This is a genomic window from Aeromicrobium ginsengisoli (assembly GCF_004134905.2).
Lineage (GTDB): Bacteria > Actinomycetota > Actinomycetes > Propionibacteriales > Nocardioidaceae > Aeromicrobium > Aeromicrobium ginsengisoli.
In genome coordinates this window covers 777259-796327 of the sequence record NZ_SDPQ02000001.1, presented here as the reverse complement: position 1 = coordinate 796327, position 19069 = coordinate 777259, and the positions used below count along the sequence as shown (strand labels likewise).

Genomic DNA, 19069 nt, shown 5'->3' with positions numbered 1-19069 from the left:
TCGGGTAAAGTGTGACCTCGGCTCGGACCCCGTCCGCAGCCATTGGGATATGGTGTAATTGGCAACACAGCGGTTTCTGGTACCGCCATTCTAGGTTCGAGTCCTAGTATCCCAGCGAAACCCTCCGGGCAGCTCCCGAGCATGCTTTGGTAGGGTTTTGTGCGGTCGCAAGACCACCCATGGCCCCGTTGTGTAGCGGCCTAGCACGCCGCCCTCTCAAGGCGGTAGCGCGGGTTCGAATCCCGTCGGGGCTACCATGGAAAAAGACCCCCTGACCAGCGGAAACGCTGGTCAGGGGGTCTTCCTCATCCAGGTCCGTAAGGTGCTCGGGCAACACTCGGGCAACAGCAGGTTGAGCGCGCTCGGAAGTGCGTGCCAGATCCATCGCGTCGGCGACCTCGTCGAGGCGGTTCTCGAAGAGATGTCCGTACGTGTCGAGGGTCATCGTCGCCGAGCCGTGGCCGAGCATCTGCTGCACGACCTTGACGTCAGCACCGGACGCGATCGCCAACGACGCGGCAGTGTGGCGCAGCTCGTGCGGGTGCAGATCAGGAATGCCGATGGCCGTCGCTGCCACTCGGAAGGGTTTGCGGAACACGCTGACCCGCAGTGCCTCGCCACCGCGAATTCCTCCGAAGACGAGGTCTTCCGGTGCCTTGCCGGCGACGTGCCGGGCGAGGTCGTCGACGAGGAACCGGGGGATCGGCACCTCGCGACGACGATGGGACTTCGGTGCGCCCCAGACGAGACCGTGGCCCTGGACGGGGGTCACTGATTCCGCGATGACCGCGCGGCGCTTGGTGAGGTCGAGACGGCGCACACGGAGTGCGGCCATCTCGCCGAACCGCACGCCTGTGTAGGCGAGGAACAGGACGACGAGCCGATACATCTCGTTGCTGTGCTCGTCCAAGGCCCGGTGCTTGCTGACCTCGGCCGGGTAGCCGCACGCGTACGCAAGCTCGTCGACCTGGGTATGCGTCAGGTAGCGCTTCTCGTGCTTGATTGGTCGTGGCAGGTTGACCCCGGCGGCGACGTTGCGGGTGAGTCGACCATCCTTGACCGCCATGTCGAGGATCAGCGAGAGCACGCGATGGATCTTGCGGACCGAAGCCGGTGACTGGGTCTTGGACAGGCTGGTCACCCACACCTGTATGTCGGAGTGGGAGACGGCCGAGAGCCTGACGTGGCTCCACGCCGGCAGGATGTGCTTGCGCACAGCGCCTTCGTAGCGGTTGAGCGTGGTGAGCTTGACGTGGTTTTGTCCGTCGAGCCATGTCTGAGCCCAGTCACCGATGGTCACTCGGGCGAGTGACGGGTCGATGTAGTCGCCGGTGTTCTTGGAGCTCTCGACGCTGGTGAGGAACCTCTCGGCGTCTACTTTGCGGTCGAAGGTCTTGTTTCGCTGGTGTCCAGCGGGCGTGCGGTAGTGCGCGCGCCAGACCGTTCGTCCGTCCCTCGTCCGTTTCTCGATGCTGGCCATGGAGTTCCTCCTACGCTCAGTCTCGTTGCGTCAACGGGTGGGTATCAAGGCGCGGCGGCCCGCTGTGGATTGTTTGCTCGTTCAGCCAGGCAAGGACGTCTCGGCGCCAGTAGCGGACGGCACGGCCGACGCGGAAGCTGTGTGGGCCGGTGCCCAGGTGTCGCCAGTAGCGCAGGGTTGCCACAGGTGCGCGTACCAGGGCAGCGGCTTCGTCGATGGTCAGCAGTTCGTCGTCGGTGTCGACAGTGTCGGTGACGTGCTCGGTCATGATGTGCTCCTCGGTGAGGTGATTGATAGTCCTGAAGGCCGAGAAGCTATAGGCGAGAGGCCAGATGGCAGCAGATTTTTCGTCGGGGGAGTGAACTGTCCGTTCATCGTCTTGTCAGACGAAATGCATACAGATATGCTTCATGTGTAAACGATTTGTCCGATTTGGCGGAGGTGGGTCATGCCGAGCACGGAGTTGCCTACGATCATCCGTCGGTCAGAGCTGGAGAGCCTCGGTCTGACGCGGCATCGACTCTATGCCTTGCGCGAGAGCGGTGAACTCGAGCAGATTGCGCCAGGGATCTACCTGAGGCCCGGGGGCATGGACGACACAACTGCCGCATGGGCTGCCATAGCGCTGCGGAAACCGAACGCGACCATTTGTCTGCTGAGCGCACTTGCACTGCACGAGCTCACCGACGAGATTCCGCGCGCGACCGATATCGCCCTGCCCCGGGGCGAACGGACGCCCAAGACGAGATTCGCCCCGATCAAGTGGCATTCGTTCGATCCGGAGACCTTTCACCTGGGACGAGAGACCCACCACTTGCCCGGTGATATCGAGATCGGTCTGTACGGGAGCGAGCGAACGATCATCGACGCGTTCCGTATGCGCCATGAATTGGGCAGTGATCTCGCCCATGAGGCGCTGAAGCAATGGCTGCGGCGCCGGGGGAACAACCCCAGCAAGTTGCTGACGATGGCCACTCATTTCCCCAAAGCCAATCCGGCGCTGCGATCGGCCTTGGAGATCCTCCTGTGAAGTCCAAACCTCAGCACGGGAATCCGGCGGGAGACGCCTTCCTGGCCGTACAGAGCCTTGCCCGTGGAACCGGGGGAGACGTCCAAGAACTTCTGACGTTATACGTATTAGAAGCGCTGTTGAGTCGGGTGGCCGTCTCGAAGTTTCGAGAAGACTTCGTGCTCAAGGGCGGTGTGCTGCTGGCGTCGTTTCACTTGCGAAGGGCCACCAAGGACATCGACCTCCAGGCTGCTGGAGTTCCGAATGACGTCGATGCCATCACTACCCGAATCAAGGAGATTGCCGGCATCGAGGTGGAGGACGGCGTGGTTTTCGACCTCGCCAGCATTTCCGCCCAGACGATCCGTGACGAGGACGAGTACTCGGGGGTCCGCGTGCGCGTCGTGGGCAAGGTTGGACGCTCGAGACTGCCTATTGGAATCGATGTGAGCTTCGGCGACCCGATCTGGCCGGAGCCAACTGAGACAGTTCTGCCGCGTCTTCTGGACCTGGGACAAGACCCGGTGCGACTGCTGGGTTACCCGTTGCCCATGGTGATCGCAGAGAAGGCTGTTACGGCGATCCAGCGCGGCCAAGCGAATACACGTTGGCGTGACTATGCCGACATCCTCACGATCAGCCGCACGCATCGGATCGAAAGCACCGACCTCCTCGACGCGCTGGACGCGGTGGCCAACCACCGACAAGTGACCCTGACGACACTGCTCCCGAGCCTCGCCACCATGCCGACGTTGGCGCAACCCAAATGGGCCCCGTGGCGTCGCCGACAAGCGCACCAGAACACGCTGCCCCAAGCCTTTGCCGACGTCTTGGAAGAAGTGGCGTCGTTCGTTGATCCGGTCATTGCTCATCGAACCGTCGGCAGCCTATGGGACCCCGTCGCAAATCAGTGGCTGCCAACAGCTGACGTCCGGGAGAACGACTGACGGAGGCCAGCAAAACTGACTACGCCTCGGCTCACGAGGAATGGGTCACTCGACTTCGCGGTCGGGAACACGTGGATCGATTCCCTCTAAGACGCGGGGCATAGCGACCACAAAGAGACCGCTGTGGCTTGTCCGGCGCTCCTGCTTCTATCCCGGCTTTTTTGCTGTAAAGTCACGTCTTGGCGGGAGAGTTACGCCCAAGACAGCCCGGGACCTGAATCGGACCCGGGTTTTTTGCTGCCCTCGTTAGAGGACTGCCCCTGACTTCCGCGCTCGCATGTTGCACTGTCACGCAGTTAACCTCTGTTCAGAATGCGTGTCTACGAACTTGGCCGCGAACTGGGAATCTCCTCAGACGAGGTCGCCAGGTCTCTTCGCCTGCCGTCGCACTTGTCGAGTGTCCCGCCCTCGGCAGCCGATGCTCTTCGCGCCGCTAATCCCAGCCCCGCCCCACCGGGGAATCGACCTAACAACCGATTTCGACGGCGGCCGGGACCCCGCCTGGTCACGTTCGAACCGCCGTACGACGAGGACACGACCCTCGGCTGGCGTCGCGATCTCGACTACGAGCCTGTGTGGTCCACCCGCGATGTTGCGCACTACTTCGACGTGCGTCCGTCGACGGTGCGGCAGTGGGTAAAGCGTGGGTACCTGAAGCCCACGGGAACCGAGCGTGGCTCCAGCGTGTTCGACAGCCGCGCCGTGCGAATCGCCCACGATGAGATCGAGGCGCGCACACACCGGACGTCGGGACTTGGAGCCAGAATCCACCCTCGACACCACCACCGACTGATCAGCACCGCTGACGCCGCTCGTGCGGTGGGTGTCGCACCTTCAACCGTCCGCTCGTGGATCAGTCGCGGACGCCTAACAACTTCGCGCGACGAGAACGGTCAAGTTCTCGTGCGCGTGGCTGACGTGGCTCGACTTGCGCGTTAGTTAACCCGCCCCTTCGGGAGGGAGGTCAGACATGAGACCTCCCTAGGCGCAGCTCTGCCCTTTTCCCGTCCAAGTCCATTCCCCCCCCTACCCTCTTAGCCCGCTCGCGCGGGCTTTTTTTATGCCCGGAGGCGCTTTTCATGTCCTTGATCGCCATCTGCCGTGCTGCCTTGGAGGCAGCAACCGCCGTTCCCGCAATCGCCGCAATGACGTTGGTCCTGATGACCGTCGCGCTGCGTTGGTTCGTCCGTTTGAAGCCGCGTCAGAGGCGCGACGTCATCCGACTCGTGCGTGCTATTCGAGGACGTTGACGATGACACAGGTCCGATGCCGTTCGCCATGTAGGTCCTAGGCCACTCAGTGGTCGGGTCGGTCATTGTGGCCCTAGTCGATAGCTGGGCGACGTGGTCCTCCAATAGGATGCTGGCCGCTGACTTGGCGGCATCGTCACCGGCATCTGATCCCAAGAGGCGGTAGTTTGGGCGCCTGCGCACCTCCCGGCGGTCCACACTGGGATAGTGACTGACGACGCGCCCTACGTCTTCTCGGCCGATGTCTTCAAGTTGTGGATGGTCGACCGTCGCAGCCAGCAGTTCCGGGTGGTTCTTCAAAACGGAGAGACGCACACCGAGCCGATGAATCTCGACGAGGCGCTACGGACCTCCGAAGTAGCGATGATGATCTTCGACTGGGAGCGCTGGCGGAACATCAGCATCACGACACGTGAACATGCGATCGTCGCCGAGGCATACAGCCCGTTCCAGGAGGACCCGCTGCATGGGCGTGCGACCGTCTATCTGGACCAGAATCATTGGAGCACCGTGGCGCTCGCACGCGTCGCGCCCGAGCGGGTCAAGAACCGGGACGAGCTGGCCGCTGCTTGCGAACTGATTCGGTTGGCAACCGATGGCGGGATCGTGCTGCCGCTGTCGTCCGGCCACATGCTGGAAACGGCGGGACTATACGGCGACAAGCGATACGACCTTGGCGTGGCCATGGCGTCACTCACCGGCGGCTGGCAACTGCGGCACCCGATGAGTGTGTGGCGGCACGAAGCAGCGGAGATGTTCGCTGACGTGCTGGGGGAGGACCGACCGGGGTCTCCGCCCGTCATCACGCTGGAACCGAACGCCCTCATGTCTGAGGGGAAGCGTGCTGCCGACTTCGAGCCCGATAGCCAAGAGCTGTTTGAGTACGTGATGAGCAGCGCAGCAACGATCGCGGACATGCTGCTTCATCCTGAGACCTCGGAACGGGGTAACCCGACGGTCTGGTTGGACCGCCAAGTAGCGGTCACGGCTGAGGTGACAGCGCTATCCGGCACAGCATCCAAGCGCCGGCTAGCGCTGCGTCGGTTCTGGGAGGCCGACTTCCAGCCCTTCTTCAATGGGCACCACGACTTGAAAACGGATCAGCCCCTCCCGCACCTGAACGACCGACAGTTGGTTTCTAGCCTGGCCAGCATGCCGATGGTCGGTTACCTATCCGGCCTGTTCACGCAGCGCTACCTCAACGGGACGACTGTGTGGAAGCCGAACGATCTGGTGGACATGCTCTTCTTGTCCTGCGCGGCCGGGTACGCGGACTTCGTCGCGGCCGAGGCGCATACAGGTACGCAGTTGGCACAATTGCAGCGGACTCGAGGGAAACCGCAGACGGTATTCACCACCCTGCACGGCATGGTGGAAGCGCTGCTGGAGTCGGGGGCGCAGACGGCCACGGAACGCGGCGAGGGCTGACGGCAATGGATGGCACGCGTGATCCGTCTTCTGGTCGACTGATCTATCGGGCGCATCAACCTATGGAGACGGCCATTCGTCCTCGTAGTCCACGCGAATCTGCCTCAGGTTTCCGACTGCGTCCAGTGGCGGAAGCTCATTCACGGTCACTGACGCCTCGCACGCCTTCACGCCGTCGGCGACGAACAGGTTGAACCCGATAGGGAGCGGTGTGACAACCCACATCTGAAGTCGGCCGATCGAAATAATCGAGGCAGGCGCCGTGATGCCGTTCTTACGCTCGACGCCCCCGACAGTCATAACACCGGGTGTACCGAACTCGTACGCGAAGTCTGTAGACGCGCCGTTGATAGCCAATCCGACAGCCAGCTCCGCGAGGTCGTCGTACCGCTTCTCGTATATCGCTCGCGCCAAACTGAGGGGCGGGACAACCGCATCGTCAACGTCCGGATCTGCGAATTTGCCCGCGTTACCCTCGACGTAGCAGAGGATCAGGTGGGTCTTGAATGCCCAGTTTCGAACTACCTGCGCCCGATGCTCGCCCAGTGGCTCGTCGCTACTAGAAGTCCACAGGCTTGCTGTCGCCATTTCGTGTTCGAGAGCGTTCATCCATCCGTTGTTGCACGGGGCGCAGACGAACCGTCGTCCGATACCGTTGACAGTTGTCCAACGGATGCTGCCAACCTGTCCGCTGTCCACACGCGCGAGAGCGGCAGTCCTGTCGATACCGAATGCGTCAGCCACAGGACGGCTCATCAGGTGCTCCCGTGTCAGCGCTGGAAACGCAGAGCTCTCAGCGAAGCAGAAGGCGCAACGTGCGCGGTCGCCTGTCATGAGGTCATACTCACGCACCAATCAGACAATTGTGTGACTCAATGCCACGGACGCTCGGATACCAGTCCTCGTGGGCCGCCAACCTCTTGCGAAAGCGACCTGCAGTCACTCAAATGCTGGGCCCTCCTCGGGGTGGATCGAATGATCGCCGTGGCAGGGCAATGTTCTGTTGGCGGATGCGGCTGGAGACGCGGTTTTCGTCCGCGAGGAGTCGGGTGATCCGGGAGTCGAGGGCCGATGTCGCGTGGTCATCGGGTAGCGGTCCCTGGCTTCCTGCTGTCTCGAGGAGGCGGTGTGCGTCGTGGCCTTGCTGGACCAGTCGGGCGAGCCGTTCGGCAAGGACGGGCGTGTGGGTGTCGCGGTGTCCGACGAGCTCAGTGATTGGCCGGATCCACGCCGCGCCTTGCTTGTCGAGGTGATGATTGAGGCGTTGATCGAGACGTTGTTGATGTTCGCGGGCCGCGAAGTCCGCCTTCGGTGAGCCGGTCGGCCTTCGGTCGCTTTCGGGTATGCCGTGGGCGGCGCGCCACACTTCTATGTCGCTCGTAAGGCTGGCGGGGAGAGTGGAGTTAGGCGGCAACCACTCGTGCGGTCGCTGATCCGTGGATCTCCGGAGGTCGTCGGTGAGGGTGCTGACCTGCTCCGCGCGTTCGGCCAAGTAGGTGCCCCAGGTCGGGTCGTCAGTGAGGTTTGCAGGTGTGGCGGGTAGCCACGGCAGCGGCCCGCCGTCTGTTGGAGCGAGGGTATGGAGCCGCCAGCCGAGCACGAGTGCAGCGTCGTCAGCATCGTCAAGCGGGCGGTACGTGAAGGCAGTCTCGAGGAGATCGTGAGCACTCAGTCCGTTGGACTCAATCATGAGGAGCTGCGCCGACAGGGTCGGCCATCCAGTCGAGCCGGTGAGTCCGGGCAGCAGTTGTTCCGCTTGTTCTGCGATATCGAGAACGCGATCTAGGCCAAGCATGTCTTCGGCGGCGGCGACGAGTGCATCGGCGTACCTGGTGGTGGCATCGTGGAGCTGCGCCGACGGTGACGTCGCTTCGCGAGCCGTGGTCGTGGCGGAGACAGCGGCCCCGGTCCGGGCCAGGATCGCCTCCAGGATTTCGGTCGCGGTCGCCGGCTCGCGACTGTCCAGGTGGAGCAAATGGTGAAGGTCGCCGTCTCCGCCCATCGCGAGGTGTACGTGGTTGGCGTGACGTCCTCTGGTCACCATCGTGTAGAGCGTCTCGCGGGATTCCGTGCCGGTGACAACACCGTGCATGGTGTCAGCCGTGAGGCCCTGGGCGCTGTGGACAGTAGATGCGTACCCGAGCTCAACGTGCTGGCTAACGTACGACACAGGAAGGTTAACGTGCAGGCCGGAAGTGGCGTGGCGGGCCGTGAGCGATCCGCCGAGGACGTCGGTGACGGTCCACCGGTCGCCGTTCTTCACCCAGTCGGTAGGACTGACCGCGAGGGTTCGGTCGTTGCGCCGAGTGCGAATCGTGTCGCCGACCGACGCGCTGTTCCCATCGGACAGTTGGACCTCGGCGTGGGGCTTTGTGTTGGCGAGTCGCGCGTCTCGGGCTCGTTGATTCAGCTCGGTCACAAGGTCGCGCGTAGGCGCCAGCATCAGTGAATCCAGCCCGTCTGCGCGGTCGTGCGACCACGCATCGAACACCGCGTCGGTAGTGGTGCTGCCGATGTGAACGCGGTCATGGTCGAAGTAGAACCCGAGAGCCGAGGCGTCACCGTCGCGCAATGCCAGAGAGGCGACGGCCTCGGCGGGGTCGGAGAACCGCATCAGCTCGCCAAGCCGAGCCGCGCCGTGGCTGGCGGCGATGTCGCGCAGCACACCGCCGGCGCCGATGGCTGAGAGCTGTTGATCGTCGCCAACGAGCCGCACTGACGCCCCGTTCTCGATGGCATGGTCGATGACCCGAGCCAAGGTCAGTGTGTCGGCCATGCCCGCTTCGTCGATGATGGCGAGCGTGTCCGGACCGATCGACAGCGGTGGAGATGGGTTTCCGGTGTCGAGGTCGTGCACGAGTTTGGCGAGGGTGTCCGAGTTGATCCCGGTCTCGATCTGCAGAGCGGACGCTGCGGCAGCGGACGGAGCCAACCCCACGACTTGTCCTCCGGCTTCGTTCCATGCCCGCGCCAGGATTCGCATTGCGGTGGTTTTGCCTGACCCGGCCGCTGCAATGCCGAGGTGCACACGCCGTCCGCTGGTGGCCATTTCCCGGACCAATCGGGCCTGCCCCTGGTTGAGGGTGACGGTGTTCGCGGCACCCTCCAGCAGCGTGATCTCGACGGTTTCAACTGGGACGACGCGCCCGTCGCTGCGGCCTGCCGCTGCGGTGATCTGTTGCTCTGCGTCGAGGATCCTCGGGCTGGTGAACAGATCGCGGCCGCTGTGCCGATAGACACCTGAGTTATCGCTGCGTCGCAGCTTCTCGGGGTCGTTGATCGTGTCGAGGTCGGGAGTCAGATTGACCGACAACCGCTCAAGGACGTGGTCGATCACCCGGTCGACAGTTGCATCGAGGTGGCCGGAGTCGAATTCGATGTCGCGCACTTGACGCTGAACTTCTGCGCGCACATGGTTCGTCTTCCATGTCGCCCGGTGTGCTTCCAACTCGGCGACTACACGTTGCGCGGTGGCCGAAACCCAGGTCGCTGACACCGCTTGGCGCTGAGCGGCGACCGGGTGCAGGGCTTCGGCCACCATGTTGTCGACAGCGTTCTGCGATCCGAGCTTGCTCACCGCCTCGTCGTGCCAGACAGAACGTTGTTCGGCCAACGATCGCGGCTCATGCTTCGCGTCCCGCGTCTCGAGGTTCGCCTGCTGCGCCAGGCCGATCGCCTCTACTGGGGTCGGGGGACGCCCATGTGTCTGCTGAAAGTCGGCAGTGAGATCGCCTTGGCGCCTGTCGATGTCGCGGCGACGCTTCGACCATTCCTGGTTCAGCGTCGGGTTGACGCCCACGATCTCGCGCACCGGGCGCTTTCCTCGTGGGGCGTCGGGCCGCTCCGCGAAGCGGACGCCAAGTTTCTCGGACAGGTGACGCTCCAGCGCGGTGTTGTACGTCTCCGACGCGGCCACGGCCGACTCGTAGAGCACACGTCCGTAGATGGCGAGCCACTTGCCGCCTGTCGCCTGGACCTTGTTCGCGACCGCGACATGTGTGTGGAGGTCAGGGTCACCAGCTCGTGAATCGCGGTGGGTGAATGCTGCCGCTAGCAACCCACGCGTCTCGACCTGCCGAGCCCCGTTCAACCCTTCGCGAGTGAACAACGCCTCACGCTCCACGAACCTCAACGCGTCGGACACCGCAGCATGATGAGCTTGCTCGATCACCGCCGATACCTCCGGCGGGGCGATCGCCCACAACGTGGAGACTGATTTGACGGGGGAGAACGTCAGGTCGAAACCGGCGACCGCAGCGCGTGGCGGGCGCGAGTATCGCTTCAGAGCGGCGTCCAGCTCGCGAGGGTTCGCGGGTGCACGGCCGTGCTCCTCGACGAAGAATTCCCGGGCGACCTCCGTGCGCGCGCGGGCACGGATATCGGCTGGCGCAGCCGGGTGAGTGAGTTCGTTCCCGGCAGTCAGGGCGCGGGTGCGAAGTCCTACCTCCGCCCGAAAGTCATCGCTGAGACGGTTGTCGTACAGCCGGTACGGCCTGCCCAACCGCTCGCCCGAGACTGGGTCGAGCCCGTGGCCAAACAGCTGAAGCATCTGCTCGGCTGTCACGGTGTCGCCGGTCTCGATGCCAGCGATCCCTGCCAGCCCTGAGCCCATCCAGACGCCTGGCGACTCACCCTTCGCCGAGTAGTAGTCGGCCAGCGCGGCGTGACCCTTCTCGGTCGAATCCATCGCGGCGACCTGACGGGTCAAATACTCATACCCCGATCCAGCCGAGAGCTTGTGCAAGGTCATGGTCACGTTCCCCAAGGCCGAGAAATCAGCGCGAGTGGCCACTTCGGGCACCCTCGATGAAAGAGGTGTGTCGATGTTCGATCCTTCAAATTCGTGACTGGGGATCATTCGCGCCGCAATACGTCGGCGGTGGCGTGGATCATCAGCTACATGGCGAATGATTTGCAGGCGAACGATCCGCGAGTCGGGTTCTGCTGGGACCGCGGTGTCGATGACTACCCGGCCATGTTGCACGACACAGGCGCGGAAGTGCGTTTGGTGGTGTCCTACTTTGATTCGGAGGTTCTACGACGACGGTTCCTCGGTCGGACTGTTACTTGGGGAGACGATCCGGATTACACGCGCCACGAGTATCGAGTACCGGAGGTCGTGTGGTTCGCCGATCACTTGGGTCATGTGTGTCTGGTCGAACCGCGCAGGTCTGGTTCCACGCTGGGATCTTCGTCGCGGGTTGACCAAGGCTCAACGAGCTTTCGATTTGCGGTGGCATGTGGCCAGCAGGGACGAGCGTATTCACGTATCAACGGCATGCGGACGCATCTTCAGGGCCTCGATGAGTGGATTCCACTCGGAGCGGTCTCGCACGAGCGACAAAAGGACGCGGTTGAGAACCACAGGGACGTCATCACGCTCGAGGCGAAGCCGTCAGTCAAGGTTGGAAGGCGGCTGAACGCGTCGATTGAGAATTGGTACTCCTTCTCGATATCTCCGCATCCTGGAGGCAGCAAGATCAGTGATCGCGTGCACTTGCGGACGGAAGCGTCTTCAGCTCGGACGTGGGATCAGCACCTCGATGTTCACAACGCACTTCGTCAGTTGCTGGTGGTTGCTGGTTGGCAGCGCTACGGATTCACGGACGTTGAGGTGCAGCAGAAGAACGATCCCGAGACTGTTATGTCAGGAGACGCGATTGGGCCGCGGTGGGCACCCGTCTTCACCTATGCCCTCGAGCGACCCACCGAGGTGTCTCGGAGCCGATTCCTGTTCACGTTCGAGGAGATCGGAGCGGTGGGAGTCGGGCGATGGTTTGCATTGCGAGATCGCTTCGGACGTGGAGTCGCAGCGATGCTGCATACTGTCGGTCGCCCAGGCGGGGCGTTGGAGACAACGCTGTCGGAGGCTGCGGCAGCTCTTGAGCACATTGGGCATCACATCGGAGTTGAGGCGGGTGAGAACCCCGGGCAGCGCATCCGGGAACATTTGCGACGGGTGACTGGTCAGATTCGCTCAGACATCGGTTTCGATTTGGACGACTGGGTTCTGCGGCTCGCAGATGCCTACAGGCGAGTCAAGCACCCGGATCATGACGATCCAGACTCGCTCGAAATGTTGAACCTCCTGCGAGAAGCGCGTCTTGTCTTCAGAGTGTGGGTCGCGGGACGGCTCGGCGCGACACCATCGGTGATCGAAGGCAACCTCCGGTTCGATGCGATGCGCCGACCGTACGAGCGTCTCTAGGCCCGGTAATTGGATCCATCGACGATGTGGTTGTCTCGCGAGACGTGTCAGTCCGCCCGCCTAGCATGGCGGAGTGCCTCAGGATCAGCTCGTTGAACGCCGGGACGGCTTCAACTATGGCTACCGGATGAGGTGCGAGTGTGGACGGTCGTCGTTGCTGTCTGCGCGGGACTACGCGGATGAGATCAATGAGGCCCATCTCGACTGCGAGCATTGTGGTGCAGGTATTCATTTCGGTCGCGCCGTCATCGCGATCCGAGATGAGCATGATTTGGCCCTTGACGACGAGATGGTCTCGCGGTTTGCCTGGTACCACACCAGCACCTGGCCCAACTGGCCGTCGCCGGACTATGCCAATCAGACGAAGCTGAAGTTGAAGGAGTCAGCGGGGCGACTCGGGTTCAGCGTCGAGCGTGCCCTCGAGAAGGTCACGACCCAGGCCTTCCATCTCGGCACATACGAGGCCGCGGTAGAGAACATGTTCAGACGGATGCGCGATCAAGCCGACGGTGGTGCACAGTTCCATCTCTACCGGGTCAAGCTTCGACCGGGACTGCGAATTGAGGAGGGTTATCGCGACGAGAACCTTGATGAGGCGGCGCAACTGACTGTTCCTGAGCTCGAAGCATCGGGTGTCGATGTGGTCCGCTATCTCAACGCGCATGAGGCCGAGGGCACCCTCTCCGTCGCCGTGCAGCCAGACGCGCTGGCGAGCGTGCAGCAAATCGCCGTTCCAGTCGCACAGCTTGCTGATGAAGTCCCGGGTACCGATCCGGTCGGTGCATCCGACGTAGTTGTCGCTCAGCGTGAATCTGACCAGGCATCAGCGATGCTGCGCGACGTATCCGTGTATGAGCGCAGGCTCATGAAGTTCGGGCTGCGTCCCGATCCTGACGGCCTTGGCCGAGTTGCCGCCGATCGTCAAATGGAGGTCTACGAGAAGTGGACCGCCTTTGAAGATGAACTCGCGCGCCTCTACATGCCTGATATCTCACCGATGGTGGTTGTCGACTTCCAGCAGGGCCTTCGGAGCTGGCGAGGTGCCGTCGGGTGCGTCGAGCCAGATCGCTTCTCGGAGCGCGTCAGTCAGATGGCCGCGCTTGTCACCGAGCCCGAGAAAGTGATCCGCCTGTTGTCCCAGCAATCTTGGCGTGCCATCGGTCGTGGCGCCTGATGAGCCTGCAGCAGCTAGCGTGCCGAACATGAGCCTCTCCGCGACCAGGCAGCGTAACGCTGTGTCCGACGGAGTGGCGCTCGGGCTCCTCATGTGTGATCAGGGCGCGCTCCCGTACGACAAGGTCCGAATTGACCTCTCGTTCACCGGAGCTTGGCGTGGGTGGGAGTACAAGGCGCGCTTTCCGCAGGTGACCACCGACCTGTCCAAGGGGCTTGATGGGATCTGGGCGATGACCCGTGTCGACGAACGCAAGCGCAGCTTCAACCTGTACTGGCAGAACGATGGTGGTGAGTGGGTCATCTACCCGCGTGGCGTCTGGTCCGAGGGGCAGGTCGATGCCGAGCAGGCCGCAGATTCCATTGACGGAGACATCCCCGCAGATGGTTGGCGGAAGCTCGCGGCCGCGTTTCTGGAGCGGTTCTTACCGATCGCATGAGGGTGCAACTGCGACGCGAGCGCGTCGCAGTTGCCGAACGCATTCGCGCTGGTCTTGCTGTTCAGAACGCGAAGCCTGTCAGGACACCTTGAGGCCGTCGACAAGGCCCAACACCCGGCGTTCGATCTCATCGTGGCTGGGGTGCAGATACTCGGTAAGAGCGACTCGATGAGAGGCTTGAACGGGTTCGAAGATGATTTCCAGTAGGTCTACCCACGAGTCTCACTGATGTAGCAGCCAGATTTGCCACCGGCCCGGCTACGTCGGCGTGCTGCCGTTGGTTCACGGAGCGCTTCCGGGCGGAGTCTGGGTCGAGTGGCCTCCTGAGCTTCGATGTGCGCCATTGCTCAGGGGTTTTCGCCTCACGAGGACATGTTGGTGTCGGCCCACGCGGCCTTGGCGCCGCTCTCGCCAATCCGGACCACCTGGACTGTGGCGCCTACGACGACGATGAGGGTCAAAACCGCGAGCACGATCGGGATCGAACGGTGCACGGACTTGGCTCGTCCAAGTCGCTGGACTGCAAAGCTGATGGAAGCCACTACGGCCAAGCCGATCATCCATGGCAGCAGTCCGTCCGCAAGGTGGGTGTGTCGCTCGAGAAGCGCTGAATGGGCCACGTGTCGTTCGAGGGTCTCTCCGGTCGAGGTGGAGAGGGGCACCAACGCCAGTCCGACGAGGCTGAGACCAGTCGGCAGTGGGCCCGCCCATGCTCGGAATCGTGGCCACAGAGCGGCCAGGAGCACGGTCAACGCTGCAAGAGGAACGATGACGACCGTCGCATGGACGATCAGGGGATGCAAGGGCAGCCCGTGGAAGTCGTTCGGCATCAGACATACTCGGGGACGGGGGAGATGTTCAATGGCATGCGAAGGAATCTACGGCCTGATTCCTGATTGGAACCTGACCGGCCTTTGCTTGTCTGGGGCAACTGCAATCAACTCCACAAGCGGAGCAACTGGACGCAGATCAGGACGCACAGCAGTGCGGCACTGAGAAGCAGGTCGCGACGCACCCGCCGGCTCGCGCGACCGCGTCGGCCGCCAGTGTTTCGGAGTCGTCGCCCGCTGGCGTTCATCGTTCCACGATGCAGGCCGTGACCTGCACGCAACCTGATCGGTGAACCGGTCAGGGACCGGATGGCTCCTCAGACTCCTCCGGCGATCACGATGCCGTCGGTGATAAAGCCGGCGAGGATACCCATCAGCAGGCCGAGCGCGACCAGGTCGGAGCGTTTGGCCTTGGCGACGACGCCGAGCAGCTGGGCGATGACGTAGACGATCGAGCCTGCGGCCAAGGTGAGGAATGCGACGCTGACCGGCTCGGAGGTGAAGCTGTGCCCGATGCCGGCGCCGACGAATGTGGGGCCGCCGCCGATAGCAGCCATCGTCAAGAGGAAACGCCAGCTGGGCATCTGCGTCTGGCCGTCCTCGCTGAGGTCGCCCGCGAGGGGTGCGACGATGCCGAATCCTTCGGTGGCGTTGTGGAGGGCGAACCCGATGACCAGCACCGTGGCAAGAGCGATCTCGTCGCTGGCGGCGGCCTGGCCGATCGCGAGGCCCTCTGCGAAGTTGTGCAGTCCGATTCCTACCGCGATCATCAGCGACAGTTGTTTGGCCGTTGACCACCGCACGCCCGTTGCCGTCTTGGTGTCACCTTCTTGGAATGTGGAGGGAGCCTGGCTGCGCTGATCTCCGAGCGACGACCGGCTGGCGTGGCGGTCGAAGGCGACCAGGCCGAGCAGTCCGAGGGAGAGCCCGGCGACGAACAACGCTCCGTAGCCCACGATCGGGCCGGCGCTCCCGTCGCCCTCGTGCACCGCGGCGAGGGCGCTGTCGATGGGTTCCCAGGCTGCTGACATGACGTCCCAGAAGAGGAACAGGAGGACACCCACGGCCGATGCGCTCAGTGTGATGCGCAGCTGCGGGGCGGGGCGCTTGAGCCTGCCGATGGGGAGGCCGATGACGATCGCGCCGCCCGCGATCAGGCCGAGCAGCAAGGTGGTGGACAGGGTCATGCGTTCCTCCTGGACGTGTGCGCAGGTAAGCCTCACCTATGCATGACGCCAGAGCAAATCCGTCAAGGCGGCAGAGGTTGTTCGAAGTCGTAGAGCTCGCGCCCGAGGATCAGTTGATGGTGACTGGTCGGGTGGTGCCCAGCCATGTGGCCAGGGATCGCGCGGTCAGGACGGCCGCTACGGTCTCGGCAGCAAGCAGCCCAGCGAGGACGAGCAGCTGGACCTCGGCTGCTTCGCCTGGAGATGCGCCGCCCAGCAAGAGGCCGACGAAGGCTCCGGGAAGTGTGACCAGGCCCGCGCTTCGAGTTTGGTCAATCGCTGGTATCAGTGCCCTGCCGGCAGCGATGCGTCCGAAGTCGGCCACGGCTTGGCGGGGTGTCGCGCCGAGGGAGAGCCACGCTTCAATCTGTCCCCAGTCGCGGGCCACGTCGTCGCGCAGCCTCACGCCGGTGAGCGACGCGGCGGTCATGGATCCGCCGATGATCTGGGCGGTGAAAGGCACGATGGTCTCGGACTGCATCTGCAGGGCCCCGCTGGCGAGGACGGGGATCACTGCGCAAGTAGTGCCAGCGCCGATTGCCAGCCCGAGCAGCGGCGCCAGTGCCATGCCGCACTGGATCCGTCTGGCTGAGGTGATCGATGCGGCGACCAGCATCACGCCGAGATAGACGGCGACGCCTTCAGGGTGTCGAAAGACCCAACCGATGACCAGCGCAATCGCCACCATTTGAACGGCTCCGCGTGCAAGCGCGATCAATACGTCGGCTCGAATGCGTACCCGCGCCAAGCTCGACGTGGTGATCGTGATTCCGAGCAAGACCAGGACGGCTATCCCCGACTGCACTGCGTCAACCCCACTCATGGAGATAGTCTCCCGGCTGCTGCCACGCCGGACGACTTTCCTTAGACCGCGTCGAGCTCGTCCTCTGGAAGTTCGGCGTCCCGAACGGATCCGTGGGCACCCTCGGTGTCGCTGTGGGTGACAGCGACATACGTGACCAAGGCGGCGAAGATCAGCAGTGCCAACCCGGTGATGGTCCCGTCGCCCCAGCCCAGTCCACCTGCGGAGTGCGACTTGCCGAGCCAGTCGGCGACCGACGCCCCAAGGGGGCGAGTCAGCACGTAGGCCGCCCAGAACGCAATGGTGGCGTCGAGCCCGACTCGCCACAGCGCGAGTGGGACCAGGATGAGGATTCCGAACAGGAGGATCGACCAGGCGAACCCGAGACCCATCTCGATCGCTGTCGCGTCGCCGACCGCCGTGCCGAGGCCGAAGGTGAGCAGGACGGCGCCCCAGTAGAATCGCTCGCGCCGATTGGTGGTGATCGAGTGCACCGAGAGCGTGCCCTCGCTGGCTTTCCACCACGCCAGGAGTCCGCACAGCAGGACGAAATAGATCGCGGAGTCCACCGCGTACGGCGTGCCCAGCGCGACATGCGGTCCGTCGGCGATCATCGTGCCGAACAGTGCGACGCTCAAGACCGTGGTCCAGTAACGGACCGGGTGGTAGCGGTCGGCTCGCAGCTGCAGCCACAGGACCACGAAGAACCCACCGATCCCGATCAGGGCGGCCAACGGGATGCTGACAGACCCCAGGAAGTCGGATCCGGCTTCACCCATACCGGTCGTCAGCAGCTTGATGATCCAAAAGAGGAGGAAGACCTCGGGGACCTTGGTCGCGCGGAAGGTTCGTGTGGGCACGTGACAGGACGCTAGTTGGCTGCGCCTGATCGCAACCTGACCATCAGGCACGCACGGGACGCCCGCGACGGTTGCGCGCGTACGCGACGGTTGCCGGTACGACTGACAGTGCGGCGAGCCCGATGGTGATGAGCTCGATGTGGGCGGCGACGAAGGTGATGCCGCCGAAGAGGTAGCCGACCGTCACGATCGAGACCGACCACGCGGCGCCGCCCACCAGGTTGTAGATGCTGAAGCGGCGGCGGGGCATGTGCGCGACTCCCGCGACAGCCGGTACGCATGTCCGAATGACGGGGACGAATCGCGCCAGAATCACCGCGCCCGAGCCGTGGTGGTCGAAGAACTGGCTGGCGCGGTCTGCGTTGGCCTGGGAGAACAGTCGCGAGTCCGGCCGCGAGAACAGCCGCGGCCCGAGTCGCCGCCCGATCGAGTAGCCGACCTGGTCACCGAGCACAGCGGCCGCGAAGACACCGAGACCGAGCAGCCAGACCGGCAGCGAAATGACGTGCGATGCGACGAGGGCGCCCGCGAGGAACAGCAGCGAGTCGCCCGGCAGGAAGAACCCGACGAGCAGTCCACTCTCGGCGAACACTACTGCCATGATCAGCAGCAACGCGGCAGGGCCGAGGGAGTACAGCAGCGGCGTCAGGATGGCGATCATGGCGTCACGTTAGGTGCGGGAACCTGATCGGCGCCTGATCGATCGGTGCGGCCCGGCGTGCGCACCCAGATGGCGCTCACGAGCCCGACAAGAGCCAATATCGCGGCGGCCAGGAGCCAGGATGCGATGACGTCACTGGCCCAGTGATAGCCGAGGTAGACACGGCTGAGCCCGATCCCGACCGCGAGCAACGCTAGACAGCAGGTGACTGCGATGCGCTGGCGGCGCCTGTGCAGCAGGGGTACCAGCAAGATGACCACCAGTCCTAGGAACACCGCGGAGTTGAGGGTGTGCCCGGACGGGAAGGAGTACGTGCGATCGACAGCTCCGAGCCTGATTCCTGAGCCGGGACGGTGTCGTGCCACGAGTTGCTTGACCCCGAGCGTGAGGGATGCGGACACGCCCATGGCGGCTGCGGCGGACATGGCGAAGAAGGGTCCGCGCCGTTCGAGCAGGGCGATGATCAGCAGCAACGCCAACGCGCCGACGACCGCTTCGCTGCCGACTAGCGTCAGCAGCTTGGCGGCGGCCGTCAGGGGAGCGGATCTCGCGTTGACTGCGTCTGCCGCAACGTGCGGATCAACGGCTGCCGAGAGTCCGTCGTGTTCGCGGGCGGAGTCGGCGAGGAGGAACACGCCGGTAATCGAACCTCCGACCAGCGTGGTGGTCAGGGCTGTGAGTCGAGCCGGTGCGTGCATGTGGAGCCTCAAGTGGAGGGCCCCGCCCAAACCATCGGGGGCGGTCTGGGCGGGGCA

The 19069-nt window shown here is 63.7% G+C and carries 16 protein-coding genes, 2 tRNA genes and 1 pseudogene; 9 read left to right on the top strand and 10 right to left on the bottom strand.

Annotated elements, in window-relative coordinates; translation table 11 throughout:
* Positions 1-43 precede the first annotated feature (43 nt).
* Together ESP70_RS03965 and ESP70_RS03960 are read left to right on the top strand one after the other, a co-directional pair.
* Positions 44-115: transfer RNA gene (locus ESP70_RS03965), tRNA-Gln, on the top strand.
* Positions 116-181: 66 nt separating this feature from the next.
* Positions 182-257, top strand: a tRNA-Glu gene (locus tag ESP70_RS03960).
* 212 nt (positions 258-469) lie between these two features.
* On the opposite strand, the pseudogene ESP70_RS20665 reads toward ESP70_RS03960, so the two are convergent.
* Both ESP70_RS20665 and ESP70_RS03950 read right to left on the bottom strand, forming a co-directional pair.
* Positions 470-1480 (bottom strand): annotated as a pseudogene (locus tag ESP70_RS20665) (tyrosine-type recombinase/integrase); the annotation flags it as partial.
* A 16-nt stretch (positions 1481-1496) separates the two neighbouring features.
* Positions 1497-1748 carry a helix-turn-helix transcriptional regulator gene (locus ESP70_RS03950; RefSeq protein ID WP_149688029.1) on the bottom strand — a complete coding sequence of 84 codons (252 nt, stop codon included), beginning with the start codon at positions 1746-1748 and terminating at the stop codon, positions 1497-1499.
* A 180-nt stretch (positions 1749-1928) separates the two neighbouring features.
* On the opposite strand from ESP70_RS03950, the gene ESP70_RS03945 reads away from it, so the two are divergent.
* The 4 genes from ESP70_RS03945 to ESP70_RS03930 all read left to right on the top strand — a co-directional run bounded on the left by ESP70_RS03945 (position 1929) and on the right by ESP70_RS03930 (position 6114).
* Entirely contained in the window at positions 1929-2510 is a 582-nt protein-coding gene (locus tag ESP70_RS03945) for a type IV toxin-antitoxin system AbiEi family antitoxin domain-containing protein (protein ID WP_149688028.1), read from the top strand.
* Positions 2507-3436: a nucleotidyl transferase AbiEii/AbiGii toxin family protein gene (locus ESP70_RS03940; protein ID WP_149688027.1), complete on the top strand. Its 930-nt coding sequence runs from the start codon at positions 2507-2509 to the stop codon at positions 3434-3436. Before ESP70_RS03945 ends, ESP70_RS03940 begins: the two co-directional genes overlap by 4 nt.
* A gap of 312 nt (positions 3437-3748) precedes the next feature.
* Positions 3749-4375, top strand: a complete 627-nt coding sequence (locus ESP70_RS20660; protein ID WP_149688026.1) for a helix-turn-helix domain-containing protein — start codon at positions 3749-3751, stop codon at positions 4373-4375.
* A gap of 518 nt (positions 4376-4893) precedes the next feature.
* Positions 4894-6114 carry a hypothetical protein gene (locus ESP70_RS03930; RefSeq protein ID WP_149688025.1) on the top strand — a complete coding sequence of 407 codons (1221 nt, stop codon included), beginning with the start codon at positions 4894-4896 and terminating at the stop codon, positions 6112-6114.
* A gap of 60 nt (positions 6115-6174) precedes the next feature.
* Here ESP70_RS03930 and ESP70_RS03925 read toward each other — a convergent pair whose 3' ends face one another.
* Together ESP70_RS03925 and mobF are read right to left on the bottom strand one after the other, a co-directional pair.
* The gene (locus ESP70_RS03925) at positions 6175-6858 is read right to left on the bottom strand and encodes a hypothetical protein (RefSeq protein ID WP_149688024.1); all 684 of its coding nucleotides are present in this window, start codon (positions 6856-6858) and stop codon (positions 6175-6177) included.
* Positions 6859-7057: 199 nt separating this feature from the next.
* A complete protein-coding gene (gene mobF, locus ESP70_RS03920) occupies positions 7058-10864 on the bottom strand; it encodes a MobF family relaxase (protein ID WP_188110473.1) in 3807 nt (1268 codons plus the stop codon).
* A gap of 93 nt (positions 10865-10957) precedes the next feature.
* Between mobF and ESP70_RS03915 the strand changes: the two genes are divergently transcribed.
* The 3 genes from ESP70_RS03915 (at position 10958) to ESP70_RS03905 (ending at position 13935) form a co-directional block, all read left to right on the top strand.
* Positions 10958-12322: an ApeA N-terminal domain 1-containing protein gene (locus tag ESP70_RS03915; protein ID WP_149688022.1), complete on the top strand. Its 1365-nt coding sequence runs from the start codon at positions 10958-10960 to the stop codon at positions 12320-12322.
* A 73-nt stretch (positions 12323-12395) separates the two neighbouring features.
* Positions 12396-13496: a hypothetical protein gene (locus ESP70_RS03910; RefSeq protein WP_149688021.1), complete on the top strand. Its 1101-nt coding sequence runs from the start codon at positions 12396-12398 to the stop codon at positions 13494-13496.
* Positions 13497-13524: 28 nt separating this feature from the next.
* Positions 13525-13935, top strand: a complete 411-nt coding sequence (locus ESP70_RS03905; RefSeq protein WP_149688020.1) for a hypothetical protein — start codon at positions 13525-13527, stop codon at positions 13933-13935.
* A gap of 362 nt (positions 13936-14297) precedes the next feature.
* Here ESP70_RS03905 and ESP70_RS03900 read toward each other — a convergent pair whose 3' ends face one another.
* The 6 genes from ESP70_RS03900 to ESP70_RS03875 all read right to left on the bottom strand — a co-directional run bounded on the left by ESP70_RS03900 (position 14298) and on the right by ESP70_RS03875 (position 19012).
* Entirely contained in the window at positions 14298-14765 is a 468-nt protein-coding gene (locus tag ESP70_RS03900; protein ID WP_149688019.1) for a DUF2231 domain-containing protein, read from the bottom strand.
* Between the two features lie 317 nt (positions 14766-15082).
* On the bottom strand, positions 15083-15952 hold the full coding sequence (locus tag ESP70_RS03895) for a ZIP family metal transporter (protein WP_149688018.1): 870 nt from the start codon (positions 15950-15952) through the stop codon (positions 15083-15085).
* 109 nt (positions 15953-16061) lie between these two features.
* Positions 16062-16814 (bottom strand): ABC transporter permease, encoded by a 753-nt coding sequence (locus tag ESP70_RS03890; RefSeq protein ID WP_149688017.1) that lies wholly within the window; start codon positions 16812-16814, stop codon positions 16062-16064.
* A gap of 41 nt (positions 16815-16855) precedes the next feature.
* Positions 16856-17653, bottom strand: coding sequence for a COG4705 family protein (locus ESP70_RS03885; protein WP_149688016.1), 798 nt, complete (start codon positions 17651-17653; stop codon positions 16856-16858).
* Between the two features lie 43 nt (positions 17654-17696).
* Positions 17697-18314 (bottom strand): VTT domain-containing protein, encoded by a 618-nt coding sequence (locus tag ESP70_RS03880; protein ID WP_149688015.1) that lies wholly within the window; start codon positions 18312-18314, stop codon positions 17697-17699.
* Entirely contained in the window at positions 18311-19012 is a 702-nt protein-coding gene (locus tag ESP70_RS03875) for a phosphatase PAP2 family protein (protein ID WP_149688014.1), read from the bottom strand. Before ESP70_RS03875 ends, ESP70_RS03880 begins: the two co-directional genes overlap by 4 nt.
* Positions 19013-19069 lie beyond the last annotated feature (57 nt).

Excerpts from the sequence above, each read along its gene's own strand:
- ESP70_RS03950 (WP_149688029.1), bottom strand. The coding sequence starts at position 1,748 with ATGACCGAGCACGTCACCGACACTGTCGACACCGACGACGAACTGCTG.
- ESP70_RS03945 (WP_149688028.1), top strand. The coding sequence starts at position 1,929 with ATGCCGAGCACGGAGTTGCCTACGATCATCCGTCGGTCAGAGCTGGAG.
- ESP70_RS20660 (WP_149688026.1), top strand. The coding sequence starts at position 3,749 with ATGCGTGTCTACGAACTTGGCCGCGAACTGGGAATCTCCTCAGACGAG.
- mobF (WP_188110473.1), bottom strand. The coding sequence starts at position 10,864 with ATGACCTTGCACAAGCTCTCGGCTGGATCGGGGTATGAGTATTTGACC.
- ESP70_RS03905 (WP_149688020.1), top strand. The coding sequence starts at position 13,525 with ATGAGCCTCTCCGCGACCAGGCAGCGTAACGCTGTGTCCGACGGAGTG.
- ESP70_RS03900 (WP_149688019.1), bottom strand. The coding sequence starts at position 14,765 with ATGCCGAACGACTTCCACGGGCTGCCCTTGCATCCCCTGATCGTCCAT.
- ESP70_RS03895 (WP_149688018.1), bottom strand. The coding sequence starts at position 15,952 with ATGACCCTGTCCACCACCTTGCTGCTCGGCCTGATCGCGGGCGGCGCG.
- ESP70_RS03890 (WP_149688017.1), bottom strand. The coding sequence starts at position 16,814 with ATGAGTGGGGTTGACGCAGTGCAGTCGGGGATAGCCGTCCTGGTCTTG.
- ESP70_RS03880 (WP_149688015.1), bottom strand. The coding sequence starts at position 18,314 with ATGATCGCCATCCTGACGCCGCTGCTGTACTCCCTCGGCCCTGCCGCG.
- ESP70_RS03875 (WP_149688014.1), bottom strand. The coding sequence starts at position 19,012 with ATGCACGCACCGGCTCGACTCACAGCCCTGACCACCACGCTGGTCGGA.